The organism is Amycolatopsis sp. 3B14 (assembly GCF_050958625.1).
Lineage (GTDB): Bacteria > Actinomycetota > Actinomycetes > Mycobacteriales > Pseudonocardiaceae > Amycolatopsis_E > Amycolatopsis_E thermoflava.
Map to the genome: position 1 here is coordinate 104781 of NZ_JBHZEN010000020.1, position 20678 is coordinate 125458.

Below are 20678 nucleotides of genomic sequence, written 5' to 3' on the forward strand. Positions count from 1 at the left end.
CGATGGGCGAATTCGTCCTGGTGCACAGCCCGCTCGTGGGTCCGCAGACCTGGCAGCGGGTCGCCGCCGAACTCCGCTCGCGCGGCCACCGCGTGGCCACCCCGTCGCTGGTCACCGCGCTCGACGGGCCGGGCCCGTACTACCCGCGGCTCTTCGACGCGGTCACCGAATCCGGCACGCTCGTGGTGCACAGCGGCGCGGGTGCGCTGGTCCCCGGGATCGCCGCCCGCACCGGCGCAGCGCGGGCCGTGTTCGTCGACGCCCTCCTGCCGCACCCGGGCCGGAGCTGGTTCGACACCGCGCCGCCCGAGCTGGCTCAGCGCCTGCGCGACCTGGCGACCGACGGCAGGCTCCCGCCGTGGCACGAGTGGTTCCCGCCCGGCACGGTCGAGGACCTGCTGCCCGACCCGGGGACCCGCGACGAGTTCCTGGCCGGGCTGCCCCGCGTCCCGCTCGCCTACTTCACCGAACCCGCGCCCGCGGAAGCCGAACCGCCCAGCGCCTACCTCCAGCTCAGCGCCGCCTACGACGAGGAGGCCCGCGAAGCCGCCGAGCGCGGCTGGCCCGTGCAGCGCCTGGACGCCCACCACCTCGCGCCGCTCACCGACCCCGCCACCATCGCGGCCGCGCTGGAGCGGCTGTGAGATTCCACATCGTGAGCTGCGGGAACAAGCGGATTCCCGCGTCTCGTTGAACCGTTGCGTGGCATCAGAGCAACGCCAGGCGCGCGTGCGCGCGCCCGAACTCGCCGGCGACGTGTGGCTGAACACCGGCGGCGAGACCGTCACGCTGGCCCAGCTGCGCGGCAAGATCGTGCTGCTCGACTTCTGGACCTCGGGCTGCATCAACTGCCTGCACGTCCTCGACGAGCTGCGCCCGCTGGAGGAGGAGTTCGCCGACGTGCTCGTCACGATCGGCGTGCACTCGCCGAAGTTCCTGCACGAGGGCGAGGCCGCGGCCATCGAGGCGGCCGTGCGCCGCTACGAGGTGCACCACCCCGTGCTCAACGACCCGGACATGACGACTTGGTCGCAGTACGCCGTGAAGGCCTGGCCGACCCTGGTGGTCGTCGACCCGCAGGGCTACGTCGTGCACACCGCCGCCGGCGAGGGGCACGCCGAGGCGTTGCGCCGGGTCATTGCGGAGCTCGTCGAGACCCACGACGCGAAGGGCACGCTGCGCCGCGGCGGCAACCCGTACGTGCCGGTCGAGGAGCAGCCAGCCGACCTGCGCTTCCCGAGCAAGGCGGTGGTCACCGCCGAGGGCCGCATCCTGGTCGCCGACACCGGCAACCACTCGATCGCCGAGTTCGCCTCCGACGGCGAGACCCTGATCCGCCGCTTCGGCAGCGGCGCCCGCGGCCGCGCCGACGGCGCCTTCGACGTCGCGAGCTTCGCCGAGCCGTCCGGTCTCACGCTGCTGCCCGCCGAGGTCGCCGACCAGGCCGGGTACCACCTGCTCGTCGCCGATACGGCGAACCACCTGCTGCGTGGCGTTGACCTGGTCACCGGCGAGGTCACCACGGTCGCCGGCACCGGCAGCCAGTGGCGCGACGGCGAGACCGACGGCGACGCGCTGTCGATCGACCTCACCAGCCCGTGGGACGTGATCTGGTGGGAGCCCGCGGGTGGCGCGGTCGTCGCGATGGCGGGCAACCACACGCTGGGCCTGTTCGACCCGCGCACCGGCCGGATCTCCCGGTTCGCCGGCACGACCGTCGAGGGCCTGCGCGACGGCGCGGCCGCCGAGGCGTTCTTCGCGCAGACCTCCGGCCTGGCGGTCCAGGGCGACCGGTTGTGGCTCGCCGACGCCGAGACCTCCGCGCTGCGCTACCTCGAGGACGGCGCCGTGCACACCGCGATCGGCACCGACCTGTTCTCCTTCGGCCACCGGGACGGCGACGCCGCGGACGCGCTGCTGCAGCACCCGCTGGGCGTCGCGGTGCTGACCGACGGCACGATCGCCATCGCGGACACGTACAACGGCGCCATCCGCCACTACGACCCGGCGAGCGGCAAGGTCGCCACGCTCGCCACGGACCTCGCCGAGCCGTCCGGCCTGCTGGTCACCGGGGACGCGCTGCTGGTCGTCGAGTCGGCCGCGCACCGCCTCACCGCGCTGCCGCTGACCGCGGACGGGCAGCAGGTCGCCGGGGACGCGCTCGCCGTGCGCCGTCCGCCGACCGAGCTGGCGGCCGGCACGGTCGAGTTCTCCGTCGTCTTCACCCCGCCGCCGGGCGAGAAGCTCGACGACCGGTTCGGCCCGTCGACCCGCCTGCAGGTGACGGCCGCGCCGCCGGAGCTGCTGGCCGAGGGCGAGGGCACCGGCACCGAGCTGACCCGCACGCTCAAGATCGCCGAGGGGCACACCGAGGGTGTGCTGCAGGTCGTGGCGCAGGCCGCGAGCTGCGACTCCGACGCCGAGCACCCGGTCTGCCGGGTCACCCGGCAGGACTGGGGCGTGCCGATCCGGATCACGCCGGACGGGCCGGACCGCCTCCAGCTGATCCTCGCGGGGGCGTGAAGGCGCTCTCCAGCACGTCCATGGCCTGGTGGAACAACGTGACCAGGTCCGGATCCGAACCGGGCTGCCAGCGTCCGATGGCGGCCCGGTTCGCGCCGATCGCGGCCGCGGCCGTGGTCCGCACGTAGAGGTCGTCCACCGGCAGCCCGGTGCGCGCGGCCAGCGCCCCGGCCACCGCCTCTTCGAGCGCGCGGTTGGCCTGCGCCACCCGCGGCATCAGCTCCGGGTGCTCGCGCAGCAGCAGCGTCCGCTCGGTCCACACGTCGGTGGCGGCCAGTTCGGCGAAGCGCCCGGCGAACACCGCCCGCAACGCCGCCAGCGGCGGCTCGTCCGCGGGCCGGTCCGCGATGCGCCGCCCGAGCGTGGCGGCCGCGATGTCCAGCGACAACACGGCCTCGTCCTTGGTCGCGAAGTAGTTGAAGAACGTCCGCGGCGACACCCCGGCGGCCGCGCAGATGTCCTCGACGGTCACCGCGTCCGGCCCGTGCCGCCGGTACAGCGTGACGGCCGCGTGGCGGAGGGCTTCGCGGGTGGCTTCCTTCTTGCGCTCGCGCAGACCGGTGGGCGGGCTCACGATTCTTACAGTACTGCATTTTTGCAGCGCGTGCAAAAAGTGATAACCTGACAGCATGGCGGAACATGTCGAAACCCAGGAACAAGAACCCGGAAAGCTCCGCACCCTGGCCGAAAGCCTCTGGTTCCCGGTCTTCTTCGCCCTCGGCTTCGTCTTCTGCTACCTGCTCGCGTTCCACGCGCCGTCGCCGCATCACATCGAGGTCGCGGTCGCCGACGAGACCGCCGCGGCACGCATCGAGGCGGCTCTGGGCCAGGCGAGCCCGGGCGCGTTCGACATCCAGCCGGTCGCCACCGCCGACCAGGCCCGCCAGGCGGTGCTCGACCGCGACGCGACCGCCGCCTACTCCGCCGATCCGGCGCACCCGACGCTGTTCGTCGCCAAGGCCGACGGCTACCTGCTCGAATCGTTCCTCAACCAGGCCTTCGCCCCGGTCGCGGCCCAGACCGGGCACGCGCTCACCGTCGTCGACCTCGCGCCGACCGAACCCGGCGACGCGATGGGCACCGGCCTGTTCTACCTGGTGCTGATCTGGAACATCCCCAGCTACATCGTCGTGATGATGTTGCTGCGGGCGGTCACGCTGAGCCGCCGCGCCAAGGTCGCCACGCTGGTCGGCTTCGGCGCCCTGCTCACCCTCATCGGCTACGCGGGCGGCGTCGCGATGGACGTCATCCCGAACGACCCGGTCGCGATCCCCGTCGCGTTCCTGCTCACGCAGGCCGTCTCGCTCACCTCGTTCGGCCTGGTGCCGCTGGTCAAGCAGTGGTTCCCGGGGGTGGCGATGGGCCTGTTCGTGCTGCTGTCGATGCCGTCCAGCGGCGGCGCGGTGCCGGTCCAGATGGTGCCCGGGTTCTTCCGCGCGCTGCACCCCGTCTTCCCGATGGGCAACCTGATCGAGGCCCTGCGCGGCATCTTCTACTTCGACGGGCGGGGCGTGCTGCGCCCGGTGCTGGTGCTGTGCGGGTGGGTCCTGCTCGGCGTCGTGCTGATCGCCGGTCACGCGCTCATCCAGCGCCGCACGGCGGGCGCCGTCGACGAGCCGCCGGTCGAGGACCCGGTCTTCGAGATGCCGCAGCCGACCGCGGTCCCGGCGCACCACCGCCACTTCGGCGAGCCGGTGCCGACGCTGACCGGCGCGGTCCGCGCGGCCGACGGTTCACCGGTCCCGGGGGCCGCGGTGACGGTGATGGACGGCCGCGGGCACCAGCTCGTCCGCACGACGGCCGACGACGAGGGCCGCTACGCGGTCGCCGGTCTGCCGGAGCAGTTCGTCGACCTGGTCGTCTCCGCGCCCGGGTTCGAGGCGACCGCGAGCCGCGCGCTCGTGCGCGAGGGCGGGACCACGCACCGGGACTTCACCCTGCGCGGACGGCAACCGCTGGTCTCCGCGGCACGCTGAGGGCACGTAGCATTACCGGCGTGTCGGAAGCCAAGAACCTGCCGGACGCCGCGGCGAAGCTGGAAATCCAGATGCTGCACGACCGCGTCCTCGTCCGGGTCTCCGCGGAGGAGGGAGAGCGCCGCAGCAGCGGCGGCATCGTGATTCCGGCGACCGCTCAGGTGGCGCGCCGTCTCGCGTGGGGCGACGTACTGGGGGTAGGCAGTAATGTACGGAACGTGAAGGTCGGCGACCGCGTGCTGTTCAACCCCGAGGACCAGCTCGAGGTCGAGGTCCAGGGCGAGGCGTACCTGGTGATGCGGGAGCGCGACATCCACGCGGTGGCCACCGAGCGCACGGAGCACGGGACGGGCCTGTACTTGTAACGCGTCCGGGAGGAAGCGTGGGGCGGGACGACCAGTACTGGCCGGAGCGGGACCTCGATTCCCTCCGGGACGCCGAGACCGCGGTCGGACCGCGTCCGCCCGCCGAGTTCCTGCTGGACGACCCGCTCGACGCGACCGAGGACGCACTGGCCGGCGAGCTTCTCGAGGTCGGCGACGCCCCAGCGGCGCCACCGTCGCCCGGCAAGCGCTTCCTGGCCCGCGCGCTCATGGTCGCCGGCTGCCTGCTGGGCGTCGGGGTCATCCTCTACGGCGCGGACCTGATCGTCAGCGCCGGTGACGTCCCGCGCGGGGTCACGGTCGCCGGTGTGAAGGTCGGCGGGCTCAGCCGGGACGACGCCGAGGCGAAGCTGCGCCGCGAGCTGGGCCCGCGCCTGAACGCGCCGGTCCCGATCGAGGCCGGCGACGTGCGCACCACGCTCGACCCGGCGCGGTCGGGCCTGTCTGTCGACTGGTCGTCGACCGTCGTGCAGGCCGGGCGGCAGCCGCTCGACCCGCTCGACCGGATCACGTCGTTCTTCCGCACCCGCGAGGTCGGGGTCGTCACGTCGACCGACCCGGACGAGCTGCACCAGTCGATCGCGCGGCTGGCCGCCGAGCGCATCAACCACCCGCCGACCGAGGGCAGCATCGGGTTCGTGACGGTGCCGGGCACCGACGGCGGGGTGAACCCGTACCCGATCGAGCCGCGCGACGGGCAGGACCTGGTCGACGTCAAGGGCGCCGGGGACATCCTGCGTGCGACCTGGCTGGACAAGAGCGGCGTGCGGCTGCCGGTCGTGCTGACGCCGGTCAAGGTCACCTCGGCCGGGGTGCACTCGGCGCTGGAGCGGCTGGTCGCGCCCGCGGTCGCCAAGCCGGTCACGCTGCACGGCGACGGCGCCGACGCGGTGCTCAAGCCCAGCGCGATCGCCGCCGCCCTGAAGTTCAGCCCGGCCGACGGCGGCGCGCTGCGGGTCGAGGCCGATCCGGTGAAGCTGCAGCAGGCGGTGCGGGACCCGCTGGCGTCCACGGAGAAGCGCGGCAAGGACGCGCAAATCGTGTTCGCCGGTGGTGCGCCCGCCGTCCAGCCGTCCGAGGACGCGCGCAAGATCGACTGGAACCGGACGTTCCAGCCGCTGATGGACGTCCTCGCCAAGCCGGACGGCCGCGACCTGGCGGTGCGCTACCAGACGACGCGTCCCGAGACCACCACCGAGGACGCGAACGCGCTGGGCATCAAGGAGGTCGTCGGCGAGTTCACCACCAGCGGGCTGTCCGGCCCGGCCGCGACGAACGCGCGGATCATGGCGGACAAGGTGAACGGCACGATCCTGCGGCCCGGCGAGACGTTCAGCCTCAACGCGCGGGTGGGCGCCCGCAGCCAGTCGCAGGGGTACGTCCCGGCGCCGGTCAACGAGGACGGGTTCGGCCCAGAGGTCATCGGCGGCGGCTCGTCGCAGCTGGCGACCACCCTCTACAACGCGGCGTACTTCGCGGGCCTGACCGACGCCGGGCACACCGAGCACAGCTACCACCTGGACCGCTACCCGGCCGGCCGGGACGCCGTCGCGATCACCGCCGACGGGGCGGCGGTGGACCTGAAGTTCACCGACAGTCTCAAGAGCGGGGTGGCGATCCAGGCGTCGGTGTCCGGCGGCAGCGTCACGGTGAAGATCTGGGGCACGAAGCAGTACCGCGTGGAGTCCTCGACCGGTTCGTTCTCGGACTTCCGGCCACCGCCCCTGCAGCCCGGCGGCCCCGGCCCGGACTGCCGCCCGTCCGGCGGCCGCCCCGGCTTCACCACGACCGACACCCGGGTGCTCTACGACGTGACCACGGGAGCCGAGGTCCGCCGCGACACCAGGACCGTCACGTACGCCCCGAAGCCGGCCGTGCTGTGTGGTTTCGGGGTGAGCTCCGAGCCCGGCCACGGCCCGGAAACCCGGTAGCGGAGCCGCCGGGGCCGCTGTCAGCATCCGGTGGTGGAGATCTTCGGACCGGTGCTGGACCTGCCGCATCGCGCGGACGAACTCGTCGTTGACCCGGGCCAGGTAGGCGGGCAGGGTCTTGTCGTTGGCGAACTTCGCCCCGGCGAAGCCGTCCAGCAACAGATCCGGGACGCGGTGGGGCGGCCCGGCGCGGACGGGCCCGAGCTGGTGCGCCCGATGCTCGACGCGTTCATGCGCGCGCTGCCCCACACGCTGCGAGACGTGGTTCGCCCGGAGGGCACCGTGGTGCGGGTCGTCCTCCACGACGGCGGGACGTGGCACGCCCGGTCGGACGGGCAGCGCTGGCGGATGGCCACCAGGGGCGAACCAGCCGCCAGTGTCACCATGCGGCCTGGCGACTTCTGGCGCCTGGCCACGCGGGGCATCTCCGTCGACGAGGCACGCCGTCGCGCGGACCTCGACGGCGACCGCGAACTCGCCGAGGCGGTGACCACCCTGCTGGCCGTGGTCGCCTGACCTCAGCGCAGCACGAGGCAGTCGTCGAGGTCGTCGAGCCAGTCCGGGGTCTCCAGCCACCGGTTCCAGCGCAGGTCGAGCTTCACCAGCGGCAACGCGGCGAGCCCGGCCGGCAGCGTGCGCAGCTCGTTCTCCCGCAGATCCAGGTACCGCAGGTCGTGCAGCTTGCCGATGGACGCGGGCAGCTCCGTGAGGTGGTTGCCGCGCAGGTGCAGCTCCCGCAGCTTGCTCAGCTCGCCGATGCTGTCCGGCAGCTCGTGCAGGTCGTTGCGGTACAGGCGCAGTTCGCGCAGCTCACGCAGGCCCGACAGGTCCGAGGGCAGCGACTTCAGCCCGTTGTCCGTCGCGCTCAGGTAGCGCAGCCGGCCGAGCCTGGTCATCGAGTCCGGCAGGGTCGTCAGGCGGTTGTCCGAGAGGTACAGGTACTCGGTCAGGTTCGGCAGGTCGCCCAGCTCGGCGGGCAGTTCGGTGAGCTGGTTGTGGCCGAGGTCGAGGGTGTGCAGCGAGGTCAGCCGCGCGATGCCGGCCGGGATCGAGGTCAACCGGTTCGCGGCCAGGTTCAGGACGGCCAGCCGGTCGAGGTCCCACAGCTCGTCCGGCAGCTCGGTCAGCTCGTTGTCGTAGGCGCTCAGGTACTTCAGACCGGCGGGCAGCTCGGGCAGCCGGGTGAGGCCCTGGTGGTCGAGGTCCATCGGGGGAACATACCGGCGCGATCACTCCGCGCACGTTCCGATACCCTCCGTCACCGTTCTCGAGAGAGGGAGGATCCCCGTGAAGAAGTCCCTGGTCATGCTGGCGGCGGCCGCGGCGGTGGTGGTGCTGCCCGGGACGGCCACGGCCGCGGAGGGCGAGCCGGCCCTGGTGCACGCCTCGCCGCAGAACGGCTGCAAGCTGAACGTCCGGGCGGCCGCGGACGTCGGATCGGCGCTGCTGCACACGCTGACCTGCACGAACTACACGACCTGCGTGCACGCGCCGGAGCGGGACCTGCCGTGCGGGCAGGTCGTCACGGGCGGGCAGTACACCTGCGTCGGAGCCGACGGCAAGCAGCTGACCGACAACCGGTGGGCCGAGGTGCTGTGGCGCTCGCCCCAGCAGTCGTTCGTGGCCGTCGGCTGCGCCGCGTTCCGGTCCTGAACGCGAACGTGCCCGGGAAGGCGGACCTTCCCGGGCACCACGTCCGGATGCGTTACCTGGTCAGTTTCCGTCGGCCGTACATCCCGCTGACCAGCGAGACCCCGATCGCCGCGATGACCACCTGCGTGATCAGCTCCAGCCAGTCGAAGCCCTCGGTGTCCGCGTAGCCGATGCCACGCGCGATCGCGGTGCCGATGAACGCCGCGACGATACCGACGATGATCGTGAGCCAGATCGGAATCCCCTGCTTGCCGGGTGCGATCAGCCGACCGAGCGCGCCGATGATCAAACCAACGACGATCGCGCTGATGATTCCACCGATTGTCATCGCAACTCCTTCAGCTTCGGTGTGCTTCCGGGGTACCTTCCCGCGCCGCGTTCAAACCCGCATATTTGCTAGCGCTTATATACGTCTTGTGTAATACTTCGCGGGTGGACGTCTTCGAAGCGGTGGCCGAGCCCAGCAGGCGCACCCTGCTGGACCTTCTGGCCCAGGGCGAGCTTCCCGCGGGTGATCTGGTCGCGGCGCTGCCCGGCCTCACCCAACCGGCGGTGTCCCGCCACCTGCGGATCCTGCGGGAGGTCGGGCTGGTCGAAGTTCGCCCGGACGGGCAACGCCGGATCTACGCGTTGCGCCCGGACGGCTTGGCCGAGATCGACAAGTGGCTCGGCCGGTACCGCCGCTACTGGGCGCGCCACCTCGATTCCCTCGAGCGCCACCTGGCGCGCAACCAGGAAGGACACCAGAAGTGAGCTCCGAGAACGGCACGATCGAAACCGACGGTGAGGCGGCGGTCATCCGCTTCGAGCGCCACCTGCCCTTCCCGATCGAGACGGTGTGGGCCGCGATCACCGATCCCGCGCAGCGGCGGGCGTGGTTCGGCGAAACGGTCCTGGACACCGAGACGGGCACCATCGAGATGCTGCCCGAGGACCCGCCCGCGCCCGACGACGCCAAGCGCATGACCGGGCGCATCCTCGTGTGGCAGCCGCCGCACGTGTTCGAGCACGAGTGGCGCCAGCGCATTGTCGAGGACGGAGTGGTCCGCTACGAGCTGAGCGAGACGCCCGACGGCACCCTGCTGAAGTTCACCCACCGGGGCCTGTCGGTGCGCAACGCCCGGGGCTTCATCCCGGGCACGCACGCCTTCTTCGACCGGCTGGCCGCCCACCTGGCCGGCGCCGAGCTGCCGGCCTGGGGGCAGCGCTACGCCGCCGTCGCCCCGGCCTACCCGTCCTGGACCTGACGCTCCGTCAGCGATCATTCGTGGCAGTGGGCCACGTCGGGCGGCGGGGCCAGGAAGGGGCGCAGCTCGAGCCATTCGTGGATCGGCTTCCCGCCCGCCCCGGGCGCGGCCGACAGTTCCCCGGCCAGCTCGACCGCACGCTCGTGGCTGTCCACGTCGATCACCATCCAGCCGGCGATCAGGTCCTTGGTCTCCGGGAACGGCCCATCGGTCACCGGCGGACGCCCCTCCCCGTCGTAGCGCACCCACGTCCCCTCCGGCGCCAGCGCCTGACCGTCGACGAACTCACCGGTCTCCTCCAACCGGGCCGCGAAATCCCGCATGTACTGCACGTGCGCGGTGACCTCCTCCGGCGTCCACTGATCCATCGGCACGTCGTTGACCGCCGCCGGAGCGCCCCGGTAGTGCTTGAGCAGCAGGTACTTGGCCATGATCTTCTCCTCGGTGTGGTGCGGCCCATTCTGGCCGCGTTCGCACCGGAGACGGAGCCGATCACGGGTTCTCGACACCGACGCGCGATTTTTTTTCCGGCGAACACGCGGAAGGCCCCCTCGCGCTGGCGAGAGGGCCTTCCGTGGGGGATCTACGGGGAGATCAGAACGCCGACTCGGGGACCTCCATGAGGTCGTTGTCGGCGGCCTCGACGACCGCGCGGCGCGCGGTCAGCTCGGGCAGCACCTGCTTGGCGAAGAACGACGCCACCGCGATCTTGCCCTGGTAGAACGCCTGGTCCTTGGCCGATGCGCCGTCCAGCTTGGTCAGCGCGATCTCGGCCTGGCGCAGCAGCTGCCAGCCCACCAGCAGGTCGCCCGCCGACATCAGGAACCGGACGGTGTGCTGGCCGACCTTGTACAGGTTCTTGACGTCCTCCTGCGACGAGGTCAGGTAGCCGATCATCGCGCCGAGCATGCCCTGCACGTCCTCCAGGGCGCGCTTGAGCAGCTCACGCTCGTTCTTCAGCCGGCCGTTGCCCGCCTCGGAGTCGATGAACTTGGTGATCTCGTTCGCGATGTAGCCCAGCGCCTGGCCCTTGTCGCGGACGATCTTCCGGAAGAAGAAGTCCTGCGACTGGATGGCCGTGGTGCCCTCGTACAGCGAGTCGATCTTCGCGTCGCGGATGTACTGCTCGATCGGGTAGTCCTGCAGGAAGCCGGAGCCGCCCAGGGTCTGCAGCGACTGCACGAGCTGCTCGGTGGCGCGCTCGGAGCCGACGCCCTTGACGATCGGCAGCAGCAGGTCGTTGACCCGCTCGGCCAGCTTCAGCGACTCCTCGTCACCCTCACCGGTCCACACCTGGTCCTGGAAGGACGCCGTATAGAGGTACACGGCGCGCAGGCCCTCGGCGTAGGCCTTCTGCAGCATCAGCGAGCGGCGCACGTCCGGGTGGTGCGTGATGGTGACCCGTGGCGCGGTCTTGTCGGTCATCTGGGTCAGGTCGGCGCCCTGCACGCGCTCCTTGGCGAACTCCAGCGCGTTGAGGTAGCCGGTGGACAGCGTGGCGATGGCCTTGGTGCCGACCATCATCCGGGCGTACTCGATGACCTGGAACATCTGCGCGATGCCGTCGTGCACCTCGCCGAGCAGCCAGCCCTTGGCCGGGATGCCGTGCTGGCCGAAGGTCAGCTCACAGGTGGTCGAGACCTTCAGGCCCATCTTGTGCTCGACGTTGGTGACGAACGCGCCGTTCCGCTCGCCCAGCTCACCGGTGTTGGTGTCGAAGTGGAACTTCGGCACGAGGAACAGCGACAGGCCCTTGGTGCCCGGCTTGGCCTCGATGCCCGGACCCTCGGGACGGGCCAGCACCAGGTGCATGATGTTCTCGGTCATGTCCTGGTCGGCGGAGGTGATGAACCGCTTCACGCCGTCCAGGTGCCAGCTGCCGTCCTCCTGCAGGACGGCCTTGGTACGGCCGGCGCCGACGTCCGAGCCCGCGTCCGGCTCGGTGAGGACCATCGTGGCGCCCCACGCGCGGTCGATCATGATCCGCGCCCAGCGCTTCTGCTCCTCGGTGCCGTTGCGGTCGAGGATCATCGCGAAGTTCGGGCCCGCCATGTACATGAACAGGGCCGGGTTGGCGCCGAGGATCAGCTCGGCCGCCGCCCACTGCACGGTCGGGGGCAGGCCGAGGCCGCCGAGGTCGTTGGTGAGGCCCAGCCGCCACCACTCGCCGTCCCAGAGCTGCTGGTAGCTCTTCTTGAACGACTCGGGCAGGGTGGCCGAGAACGTCTTCGGGTCGTACACCGGCGGGTTGCGGTCGGCGTCGGCGAAGGACTCGGCCAGCGGGCCTACCGCGAGGTTGTTGAGCTCCTGCAGCGCGCCGCGCGCGGTCTCCTCGTCGGAGTCCGCGAGGACTCCCTTGCCGAGGCGCTCCTGGACGTTCAGGACCTCGAACAGGTTGAACTCGAGGTCTCGCACGTTGGACTTGTAGTGGCCCATGTCGTCGCTCCGTTGTCGATCGGGTTTCCGGCTGGGCGCATGCTGGTCCCCTACTGGCCGGTAACATCAGGATATTACCTGTGGGTAACCGCGGCAAGCGAAACCAGCCTGTTGTGACGCACGGATCCGCTACCGGGAGCGGTACTCGACCACCCCGGGAGCCGTCGAACCGGGCGAAACCCGCTGTTCCGGGCCGTCGTCGGGCTGGGCCACCAGGATCCCGGCGCGGAAGGCGATCGTCACGGCGTGCGTCCGGTCACGGGCGGAGAGCTTGCGCAGGATGCTCTTCACATGCGTGCGCACGGTCTCCACGGAGAGGTAGAGGACCTTCGCGATACCCGCGTTCTCCAGTCCCTCGGCGACGAGCTGCAGCACCTGGTACTCGCGGCGGGACAACGGCATCTGGGCGCGGCGCACCGCGGCGGCGCTGGCGGACTGGCGCGCCGCGGACACGAGGTTGGCCAGGGACGGATCGACGTAGCGGCGGTCGAGGTAGGCGCGGCGGATGCCCTCGACCAGGCGGCGTGACTCGGCCGAGCGCGGGATGGCGGCGTGCACACCGGCCGCGATGGCGTCGTGCAGGAACGCGGGGGTGCGGTTGGCCTCCCGGACCAGCGCGATCACGATCAACGCCGGGTCGCCGGCGATCAGCAGCTTGCTGAGGTGCCCGTGGGGGTCGAGGCCGGAGTCCACGAGGATGACGTCGGGATGGATCTGCTCGGCGAGCTGCAGCGCGCCGTGCGGGTTGATGGCCTGGCCCGCCCAGTGCATCCCCTGCGTGCGCTGCACGAGCCCGGACAGGCCCTCGCGGTAGATGGGCACCGGGTCCACAGCGGCGACACCCACGCTGCGGCCGGCCGGCGGTCCCTGCGGCACCCTGCCGGGGTCGTTACTGCGCGTCATCACGAAAAGAACCTCGTCTCGGCAAGGCCGGCCGTGGGAGCAGCACCGCCCGGACGGTCCGCCCCCCTCGACGTCCGCCCGGGCTACCGTGGCGCCTTGACCCGATCCTCCCTGCTGGAACCGGCCACGACCGACACCCGTCAATTGTCTGACCCGTCAGGGCCGTCCGCGTGACGCGGGTTCACCCGCTTGTGTCGCGCACTACTCTGAGTAAACCGAGTTCCGCAGGTCGGCGAATGCTTCCGCGAGTGTTGTCGGAGTCCAGTGTGCGTTGAGTCCACTCGGATTGGGCAGTACCCACACGCGTGTTTCACCGAGCGGATCCGGCTGGCGCCCGACGGTCGCCTTCGGACGGTCGAACGCCGTCCGGAACGCGGTGATGCCGACGACCGCGAGCCAGCACGGCCGGTACTCCGCGACCTTCGCGGCGAGCCGGACGCCGCCGGCGCGGAGTTCGTCGTCGGTCAGCTCGTCGGCCCGCGCGGTGGCGCGGTTGACGACGTTGGTGATGCCGAGGCCGAGGTCGAGCAGTTCGTCCTGCTCACTGGGGTCGAACCGGCGCGGGGTGAAGCCGGACGCGTGCAGCGCGGGCCAGAAGCGGTTACCGGGGCGGGCGAAGTGGTAACCGGTGGCGCCGGAGTAGAGGCCGGGATTGATCCCGCAGAACAACACGTCCAGGCCGGGCCGGAGGACGTCCGGGATGGTCGTCCCCGCCGCTGCGGCGAGCTGTTCTCTGGTGGGTCGGGAGGAAGCCATGCGAAGCCGGATATTAGCCGTCGCCGTCGACTGCCACGACGCCGAAGCGCTCGCGCGGTTCTGGTCGCGCGCGCTCGGCTACCAGGAGATCCGGCGCTGGCGGGACGACAAGGGCGTCGAGTACGTCGACATCGGCTCCGACGACCAGGAGATGGTGGTGTTCCAGCCGGTCGGCGAGGACAAGGTCGTCAAGAACCGCCTGCACCTGGACCTGGTGCCGGAGGGAGGCAGCCAGGCCGACGAGGTCGCGCGGCTGGTCGAACTGGGCGCGCGGGTGCTGTCGGACGACGACGACCTGCCGTGGGTGGTGCTGGCGGACCCGGAGGGCAACGAATTCTGCGTGCTCCCGCCACGCCAGGCGGGCTAGGCTGTCCGGGTGTTCTGCGTGTGCGTGGCCTTGGACTGGTGGGCGCCGTCCGTGTGACGGCCGTTGTGACACCCACATCGAGCCGTCTTCGGACGGCCGTGCCCCCGAAGGCGGCTCCCTGCCCTGGAGCCTTCCGTGGAACCCCCGATCGAAGTCGGCGCCGACCTGCGCCCTGAAGTAGCCGTCCGGCTGGCGTCGCAAGGCGTCCGCCTGCTGTGGCGCGACGATTTCCCGGCCGCCCGCCGCCTGCTCGCCGCCATGGGCAAGCGCTTGCCCACGCGCTCGGCGGACTTCTACCGCTACCGCCAGTCCAGGCGGAACCGGGCCCGGGTGCTCGGCATGCTGCTGGTCGAACTCGGCCCCGACCTGCGGATCGACCTGCCGCGCGCACCGGACGTGCGCGACGCGGTCCAGGCGGCGGGTGGCGCGCCGGGACTGGTGCCGCTGACCGAGCTGCTGGGCATGCTGAGCGCGCACGAGTGGCGGGTGAAGGGTGTGCCCGTGGCGGCGCTGGGCGCGCGGATCCACCCGTACTACGGCGTGTTCTCGCCGACCCGCCAGGACTACGTCTCGCTGGTGGCCAGCGCGCCGCTGCCGGTGGTCCGGACCGCGTTCGACATCGGCACGGGCACCGGGGTGCTGGCGGCGGTCCTGGCGCGCCGCGGGGTGCCGGAGGTGGTGGCGACGGACATCTCGCCGGTCGCCGTGGCGTGCGCCAGAGAAAACGTGCGGCGGCTCGGGCTGCCCCAGGTCCGTGTGGCGGAGGCGGACCTGTTCCCGGCCGGCCGCGCGGACCTCGTCGTGTGCAACCCGCCCTGGCTGCCCGGCGCCGCGCACTCCCCGCTGGACGCCGCCGTGTTCGACCCCGGATCGCGGATGCTGACGGGTTTCCTCGGCGGCGTGGCCGCGCACTTGGCGCCCGGTGGCGAGGCCTGGCTGGTCCTGTCCGACCTGGCGGAGCTGGTCGGCCTGCGCACCCGCGCCGAGCTGCTGGCTGGGTTCGCAGCCGCGGGCCTCACCGTGGTGGACCGGCTGGACGCCCCGCGCCGGCGGTACCCCGGCCGGGACCCGCTCGCGGAGGCCCGATCGCGGGAGGTGGTGTCCCTCTGGCGCCTGCGGCCCTGACCAGCTGACACTGGCCGGATGGACGCCACCACCGCCGACGGCTGCCCGGTCGAGGTCTACCGCCTGCTGCCCCCGTCAGGCGAAGCGGAGATCGTGCACCGGGCGGCCCCATCGGGCGCCGCGGTGCTCGACCTGGGCTGCGGCACCGGCCGCATCGCGCACCGGCTGATCGAGCTGGGCCACCCGGTCACCGCGGTCGACGACTCGCCCGAGATGCTGGCGCACGTCCGCGGCGCCGAAGCGGTCCAGGCACGCATCGAGGGCCTCGACCTCGGGCGGCGCTTCCCGGTCGTCCTGCTGGCCAGCCACCTCGTGAACCAGCCGGACAGCGGCGCCCTGCTCGCCACGGTGGCGCGGCACCTCGCCGGCGACGGCGTCGCGCTCGTCGAGTGGCACCCGCCGTCCTGGTTCGACACGGTCACCGAGGGCGGCGGCCGGCTCGGCGAGGTACTGGTCAGTCTCTCCGGCATCAGCCGCGACGGGCCGCTCCTGAGCGCGACCGTCCGCTACCAGGCGCGCGGGCGGTCGTGGGAGCAGCCGTTCACCGCCCGCCGGCTGGCCGAGTCCGAGCTGCGGGTCCGCCTCGCCGAAGCCGGTCTCCGCTTCTCCCACTGGTGCAGCCCGGACCACCGCTGGTTCGCCGCGAAACGGACGGAGGTGGCGGATTCACCACGACGCGAGTACGGTATGTGATCTGCCACACAAGCACGACGCCAAAGGAGGCGGCGTGGAGTTCGCGATCGTCCTCGGGCTCGTAGTCCTGGTCTTCCTGGCGGCCGGCGTGGTCGTCACCTGGGAGGACAGGCGCGCGGCCAGGCGCAAGGCCCACCAGCGGGCCGCGGCCCTAGCGCGCCTCGGTGAGGTGGACCCGCTCGCGCCGCGCAGGCTCGCGGACCGGTTGGACCGCTGACCGCAGCACCAGGAACAGCGTGGCGGCGATCCAGCCGAGCGCGGCGCCCGTGGTGTTGGTGATCAGGTCGTCGACGTCGAAGATCCGGTACTGGAAGGGCGCGGTCCCGAAGTTCGCGGTGAGCTGCGTGATCTCCACGGCCAGCGAGATCGCGAAGCCGAGCAGCATGCTCCCGGTGAACCCCCGCTTCCACAGCAGCCGCGCGAACAACCCCAGCGGCACGAACAGCAGCACGTTCAAGGTCATCTGCTCGAAGGCCGTCGTGGACAGCGCGTTGATCCCGTCCTCCACGGCCTCGCGCCGCGCGTCCGCGATCCACTGGAACGGCACCAGCTGGATGGTCTGGGCCAGCCGACGCCCGCCTGCGGTCGGCAGCGGCAGGAACGTCACGGCGAGCGCGAACGACGCGTAGGCGATCAGCGTGGCGGTCGTCACCACGCGCCCCGGCACGACCCGCCCGAACCGGACGTGCTGCAGCACCAGCTGCGGCACCAGCACGGTCCCCCAGATGGCGAGGAACCCGATCAGTCCGAAGTGGAGTGCGTTGACCTGCGCTGTCGTCATGCCTCGACGTTATGGCGACCACCAGGCCCGCCGGATCGGCCGAGAAGCCCGGCGACGATCACCGGCATCGGCCGAATGGCCGACAGTTAACCGGCCTTCCACCTTTCGGACCTGGTGATCGTTGCGCGGCGGAGGTTAGATCGCGCCGGTATGCCCCTGACCGGAGGAAAGATGTCCCCTTCACCTCGCGTGCTGCGACGTTGCGTAGCGGTCACCGCCGCGACGCTGGCCGCCGTCACGGTTTCGGCCGCGCCCGCCTCCGCGGCCCAGCCTGCCGGCACCACCGACGTCCGGCTGATCACCTTCAACGACTTCCACGGCAACCTCGAGCCGCCGTCCGGCTCCTCGGGTCGCGTCACCCTCCCCGACGGCTCGACGGTCAACGCGGGCGGCGCGGCCTACCTGGCCACGCACGTCAAGCAGCTGGAGAGCGAGGTCAAGAACTCGATCCTGCTGTCCGCGGGCGACAACGTCGGCGCCTCGCCGGTGGCCTCCGCGCTGTTCCACGACGAACCGACCATCGAGTTCCTCAACGAGATGGGCGTGCAGGCCTCCGTCGTCGGCAACCACGAGTTCGACGAGGGCTACCAGGAGCTGCAGCGCATGCAGCTCGGCGGCTGCCACCCGACCGACGGCTGCCAGTTCCGCGACAGCTACCCCGGCGCGGACTTCCCGTTCCTCGGCTCCAACGTGTACTTCGACAACGGAGCGCCCGCGCTGCTGCCGTTCACCGTCGAGTTCTCCGGCGGCCAGCCGATCGGCGTCATCGGCGCCACGCTGAAGGACCTGCCGACGGTCGTCTCGGCCGAGGCGATCAAGGGCCTGGAGTTCGGCGACGAGGTCGAGGCGATCAACCGGACCTCCGGCTGGCTCGACCGGCTCGGCATCAAGGCCCAGGTCGTGCTGCTGCACCAGGGCGACAACACGCAGGGCGGCGGCCCGGACTCCTGCACCGTGAGCCCCGGCCCGGCCAGCCAGATCGCGAAGGGCGTCTCGGCGAGCGTCGACGCGATCTTCACCGGCCACAGCCACCAGCAGTACAACTGCTCGATCGCGGATCCGGCGGGCAACCCGCGCCCGGTGATCCAGGGGCTGTCGTTCGGCCGCCTGCTGTCGGTTGTGGACCTCAAGATCGACGAGCGGACCCGGGACGTCGTGCGCGGCGCGACCGTGGCGCACAACGAGATCGTCACCCGCGACGTCAAGCCCGACCCGGCCGTGGCCAAGCTGGTCGACGAGGCCGTGACCAAGGCGGCGCCGATCGCCAACGAGCAGATCGGGAGCATCACCGGCGACCTGAAGGCGGCCGGCGCCCCGTCCGGCGAGTCGGCCCTCGGTGACGTGATCGCCGACGCGCAGCTCGAGGCCACCACGGCCAACGGCGCGCAGATCGCCATCACCAACCCGGGCGGCATCCGCGCCGACCTGAACTACGCGTCCTCGCCTGCAGGCGAGGGTGACGGCGTGGTGTCCTACGGCGAGGCGTTCACCGTGCAGCCGTTCGGGAACATCATGCAGACCATCACGCTGACCGGCGCGAACCTGAAGAACGTGCTCGAGCAGCAGTGGACCGCCACCACCACGCGGATCCTGCAGATCTCGTCGTCGCTGCACTACACCTACTCGGCGTCCGCGCCGGTCGGGTCGAAGGTGCGGGACATCACGGTGAACGGCACGCCGGTCGACCCGGCGGCGACCTACCGGGTGTCGGTGAACAACTTCCTCGCCGGCGGCGGGGACGGCTTCACCGAGTTCACCAAGGGCACCGACCTCGCCGGCGGCCCGGTGGACCTGGACGCGCTGATCGCGTACTTCGGCGCGCACTCGCCGGTCACGCCGCCCCCGGCGGACCGGATCACCGTCGTCGCGTAGTCCCGTTCCCGGTGTGCGGCTCGGGTTGTCCGGGCCGCACACCGGTTTTCGCCCGGTCGACGTCCGGGCTGCGGTACAGGATCTCCGGGATCTGGGCCAGTTCCGAGCGGCGTAGTTTGCCGCCCAGCCCGTAGAACTCCTGGAAGCTCATGATCAGCGGCCGCCATCGGTCCGGGTCGATCCGGTCCGTCGTGCCCGGCATGCGGATCTCGTCGTGCACGTGGACCTTCTGCACCCGTAGTTCGAAGCACAGGATGCCGCCGAGCTGCGCTTCGTCGTCCGCCGCGACCGGGTGGATCGCCTCCACGACAGCCTCCATGGCCACCGGGCACTCCGCGACGCGCGGCGGCGCGACCGTCGACGACGGCACCGCGGTCAGCCCGGCCACCCCGAACTTGTCCGCCTCGTAGCGGTATCCCCGGCGCAGCTTGGATTCCGGGACCTCGGCGGCCCCGGTGGTGCGGGCGAGCCGGTCGACCGCGTCGACCTCGCGGACGGACGGCAGGTTCAGCACGCATTCCCTGGTACGCCGCAGGTTCCGCGCGGTCTGCGAGCGGGCGCCGATGCCGATGATCGCGCGCCAGCCCAGCCAGAACGCCGACGAGATCGGGGCGAGGTTGGCGGTGTCGCCGACCGTGCTGACGAGCACCACCGGCGTGCCGAAGTACAGGATGTTCGGCTCGATCTCCACGTGTGTCACGGTTTCAGCTTCACGATCCGCCGATGGCGCCGCTGGCGGGAAACGGACGCGTCGTTCGGACCCCGGTCGCCACGGAGAGCGATCCCCGGTCGTCCCATTGAGCGATATTCGTGTTGGCCCGTATCGATTGCTCAAGACGCGCGTCTAACCAGACGACATGACTTGAATGACGGAGGTGGAAACGGTGACCTCGGAGCGGGCGCGGCCGGACGAGACCGACCTGCTGAGCCTGCACGAGGCTATCGCGGAACTGCACGCTTCGCAGGGCGACTTCCGCACGGCCTACGAGCACCTGAGGACCGCGCTGGGCATCGCGCGCACCGCCCGTCCGCAGATCCCGGAGCAGTTGCGCCGCGAGTTCGACCGCCTCCGCCGCGAGCGCGCCCAGGCCCGCGAGGAGAGCCTGCGGGACGCGCTGACCGCCGTGTACAACCGCCGTTATCTGGACAACCGGCTCGCCGACCTGCTCGGGGACGCGCGGACCCCGTTGGCGGTGGCGTTGATCGACATCGATCTGTTCAAAAGCGTCAATGACACGTTCGGTCACTTGATCGGTGACCAGGTGTTGCGGCGGGTGGCCGAGTTGTTGCGCGAAGGTGTGCCCGCGCCCGGGTTCTGCGCGCGTTACGGCGGCGAGGAATTCATGCTCGTGCTGCCGGAGGTCCAGCCGGGGACGGCGCTGCGGATAGCCGAGCACGCCCGGCGCCGGGTGGCGCAACACGCCTGGTCAGAGATTTGCCCCGGGCTTGGCGTGACGATCAGCGTCGGCGTTTCGCACGAGCCGGTGAGCGGCCCGGAACAGCTGCGGATGGCCGACGACCTCCTTTACGCCGCGAAGCACGCCGGGCGCAACCGGGTCGCGTACCGCGAACGCGGCGGAGTCCGTGTGCTTGAGCACTGTCAGTAATTGACGGCGGTCGTTTCCCCGTTTTGCCGGTGTGCGGCATCACCCCGTTTGTCGCACTCGGCCCGCTTTGGCGCACGCTATGTAAAAAAATCAGCAGGAGGGTGTCGTCAGGACCCGCGAGTATCTCTACGATAACGATGCTCGCCGTCCCGGCGATGATCACTGAGACGGTCCCCTCCCGGCGGGCCGGCGCGACCGAGGGAGAGGAGACCGGGTGCCAGACGACCACGCCGCAGGCCCCGGTCACAGAGCCGACGACGACGCCTCCAACGGCCGGCGACGCAGGCGTTCCCTGGACACGCACGGCGGCATCAACGTTTCGGATCTGGTAGCCCAGCACACCGGATACCGCCCGAGGTTTGATGGCGCCCGGTCGAACGCGCACACCGCGCCCGCGGACCAGGCGCCGGCGGTGGCGCGCCGGA

23 protein-coding genes are annotated in these 20678 nt (G+C 71.3%); 14 read left to right on the forward strand and 9 right to left on the reverse strand.

Going from position 1 to position 20678, the window contains the following annotated elements:
* Positions 1-2 precede the first annotated feature (2 nt).
* Positions 3-644, forward strand: coding sequence for an alpha/beta hydrolase (locus ACCP09_RS10750; protein ID WP_433745440.1), 642 nt, complete (start codon positions 3-5; stop codon positions 642-644).
* 85 nt (positions 645-729) lie between these two features.
* Positions 730-2523 (forward strand): NHL domain-containing thioredoxin family protein, encoded by a 1794-nt coding sequence (locus ACCP09_RS10755; RefSeq protein WP_433745570.1) that lies wholly within the window; start codon positions 730-732, stop codon positions 2521-2523.
* Here the strand turns inward: ACCP09_RS10755 and ACCP09_RS10760 are convergent.
* Positions 2474-3097, reverse strand: coding sequence for a TetR/AcrR family transcriptional regulator (locus tag ACCP09_RS10760; protein ID WP_433745443.1), 624 nt, complete (start codon positions 3095-3097; stop codon positions 2474-2476). The genes ACCP09_RS10755 and ACCP09_RS10760 overlap by 50 nt on opposite strands.
* Before the next feature lie 55 nt (positions 3098-3152).
* Here ACCP09_RS10760 and ACCP09_RS10765 point away from each other — a divergent pair, with 55 nt between their 5' ends.
* The 4 genes from ACCP09_RS10765 to ACCP09_RS10780 all read left to right on the forward strand — a co-directional run bounded on the left by ACCP09_RS10765 (position 3153) and on the right by ACCP09_RS10780 (position 7329).
* Positions 3153-4499, forward strand: a complete 1347-nt coding sequence (locus tag ACCP09_RS10765; protein ID WP_433745446.1) for a carboxypeptidase regulatory-like domain-containing protein — start codon at positions 3153-3155, stop codon at positions 4497-4499.
* Positions 4500-4570: 71 nt separating this feature from the next.
* Positions 4571-4864, forward strand: coding sequence for a GroES family chaperonin (locus tag ACCP09_RS10770; protein ID WP_051079572.1), 294 nt, complete (start codon positions 4571-4573; stop codon positions 4862-4864).
* A gap of 17 nt (positions 4865-4881) precedes the next feature.
* Complete coding sequence (locus ACCP09_RS10775; RefSeq protein WP_433745449.1) at positions 4882-6813, forward strand: VanW family protein; 1932 nt, start codon at positions 4882-4884, stop codon at positions 6811-6813.
* 33 nt (positions 6814-6846) lie between these two features.
* A complete protein-coding gene (locus ACCP09_RS10780) occupies positions 6847-7329 on the forward strand; it encodes a hypothetical protein (protein WP_433745452.1) in 483 nt (160 codons plus the stop codon).
* Positions 7330-7331: 2 nt separating this feature from the next.
* Here ACCP09_RS10780 and ACCP09_RS10785 read toward each other — a convergent pair whose 3' ends face one another.
* On the reverse strand, positions 7332-8021 hold the full coding sequence (locus ACCP09_RS10785; protein WP_433745455.1) for a leucine-rich repeat domain-containing protein: 690 nt from the start codon (positions 8019-8021) through the stop codon (positions 7332-7334).
* Between the two features lie 79 nt (positions 8022-8100).
* On the opposite strand from ACCP09_RS10785, the gene ACCP09_RS10790 reads away from it, so the two are divergent.
* The gene (locus ACCP09_RS10790) at positions 8101-8466 is read left to right on the forward strand and encodes a hypothetical protein (RefSeq protein WP_433745458.1); all 366 of its coding nucleotides are present in this window, start codon (positions 8101-8103) and stop codon (positions 8464-8466) included.
* 52 nt (positions 8467-8518) lie between these two features.
* Here the strand turns inward: ACCP09_RS10790 and ACCP09_RS10795 are convergent, their stop codons facing one another.
* Complete coding sequence (locus tag ACCP09_RS10795) at positions 8519-8794, reverse strand: GlsB/YeaQ/YmgE family stress response membrane protein (RefSeq protein ID WP_027933289.1); 276 nt, start codon at positions 8792-8794, stop codon at positions 8519-8521.
* Between the two features lie 104 nt (positions 8795-8898).
* Between ACCP09_RS10795 and ACCP09_RS10800 the strand changes: the two genes are divergently transcribed.
* Together ACCP09_RS10800 and ACCP09_RS10805 are read left to right on the forward strand one after the other, a co-directional pair.
* Entirely contained in the window at positions 8899-9219 is a 321-nt protein-coding gene (locus ACCP09_RS10800; RefSeq protein WP_027933290.1) for an ArsR/SmtB family transcription factor, read from the forward strand.
* A complete protein-coding gene (locus ACCP09_RS10805; protein WP_433745461.1) occupies positions 9216-9713 on the forward strand; it encodes an SRPBCC family protein in 498 nt (165 codons plus the stop codon). The genes ACCP09_RS10800 and ACCP09_RS10805 overlap by 4 nt, the downstream gene beginning before the upstream one ends.
* Before the next feature lie 14 nt (positions 9714-9727).
* On the opposite strand, the gene ACCP09_RS10810 is transcribed toward ACCP09_RS10805, so the two are convergent.
* The 4 genes from ACCP09_RS10810 to mug form a co-directional block, all read right to left on the reverse strand.
* Entirely contained in the window at positions 9728-10144 is a 417-nt protein-coding gene (locus tag ACCP09_RS10810; protein ID WP_123684428.1) for a YciI family protein, read from the reverse strand.
* Positions 10145-10307: 163 nt separating this feature from the next.
* Positions 10308-12149 carry an acyl-CoA dehydrogenase gene (locus tag ACCP09_RS10815; protein WP_027933293.1) on the reverse strand — a complete coding sequence of 614 codons (1842 nt, stop codon included), beginning with the start codon at positions 12147-12149 and terminating at the stop codon, positions 10308-10310.
* Positions 12150-12278: 129 nt separating this feature from the next.
* Positions 12279-13052, reverse strand: a complete 774-nt coding sequence (locus ACCP09_RS10820) for a response regulator transcription factor (RefSeq protein WP_123684430.1) — start codon at positions 13050-13052, stop codon at positions 12279-12281.
* 201 nt (positions 13053-13253) lie between these two features.
* Positions 13254-13808 (reverse strand): G/U mismatch-specific DNA glycosylase, encoded by a 555-nt coding sequence (mug, locus tag ACCP09_RS10825; protein ID WP_433745466.1) that lies wholly within the window; start codon positions 13806-13808, stop codon positions 13254-13256.
* Between mug and ACCP09_RS10830 the strand changes: the two genes are divergently transcribed.
* The 3 genes from ACCP09_RS10830 (at position 13807) to ACCP09_RS10840 (ending at position 15993) form a co-directional block, all read left to right on the forward strand.
* Entirely contained in the window at positions 13807-14175 is a 369-nt protein-coding gene (locus tag ACCP09_RS10830; protein ID WP_027933296.1) for a VOC family protein, read from the forward strand. The genes mug and ACCP09_RS10830 overlap by 2 nt on opposite strands.
* A gap of 135 nt (positions 14176-14310) precedes the next feature.
* Positions 14311-15300: a methyltransferase gene (locus ACCP09_RS10835; protein WP_433745469.1), complete on the forward strand. Its 990-nt coding sequence runs from the start codon at positions 14311-14313 to the stop codon at positions 15298-15300.
* Positions 15301-15318: 18 nt separating this feature from the next.
* A complete protein-coding gene (locus ACCP09_RS10840; protein WP_433745472.1) occupies positions 15319-15993 on the forward strand; it encodes a class I SAM-dependent methyltransferase in 675 nt (224 codons plus the stop codon).
* Positions 15994-16144: 151 nt separating this feature from the next.
* On the opposite strand, the gene ACCP09_RS10845 is transcribed toward ACCP09_RS10840, so the two are convergent.
* Positions 16145-16774 carry a VanZ family protein gene (locus ACCP09_RS10845; protein ID WP_433745475.1) on the reverse strand — a complete coding sequence of 210 codons (630 nt, stop codon included), beginning with the start codon at positions 16772-16774 and terminating at the stop codon, positions 16145-16147.
* 171 nt (positions 16775-16945) lie between these two features.
* On the opposite strand from ACCP09_RS10845, the gene ACCP09_RS10850 reads away from it, so the two are divergent.
* Entirely contained in the window at positions 16946-18646 is a 1701-nt protein-coding gene (locus tag ACCP09_RS10850; protein WP_433745478.1) for a bifunctional metallophosphatase/5'-nucleotidase, read from the forward strand.
* Here ACCP09_RS10850 and ACCP09_RS10855 read toward each other — a convergent pair.
* Positions 18630-19346 carry a flavin reductase family protein gene (locus ACCP09_RS10855; RefSeq protein ID WP_433745481.1) on the reverse strand — a complete coding sequence of 239 codons (717 nt, stop codon included), beginning with the start codon at positions 19344-19346 and terminating at the stop codon, positions 18630-18632. The genes ACCP09_RS10850 and ACCP09_RS10855 overlap by 17 nt on opposite strands.
* A 166-nt stretch (positions 19347-19512) precedes the next feature.
* On the opposite strand from ACCP09_RS10855, the gene ACCP09_RS10860 reads away from it, so the two are divergent.
* Positions 19513-20253 carry a GGDEF domain-containing protein gene (locus tag ACCP09_RS10860; RefSeq protein WP_027933301.1) on the forward strand — a complete coding sequence of 247 codons (741 nt, stop codon included), beginning with the start codon at positions 19513-19515 and terminating at the stop codon, positions 20251-20253.
* Positions 20254-20678: the final 425 nt, after the last annotated feature.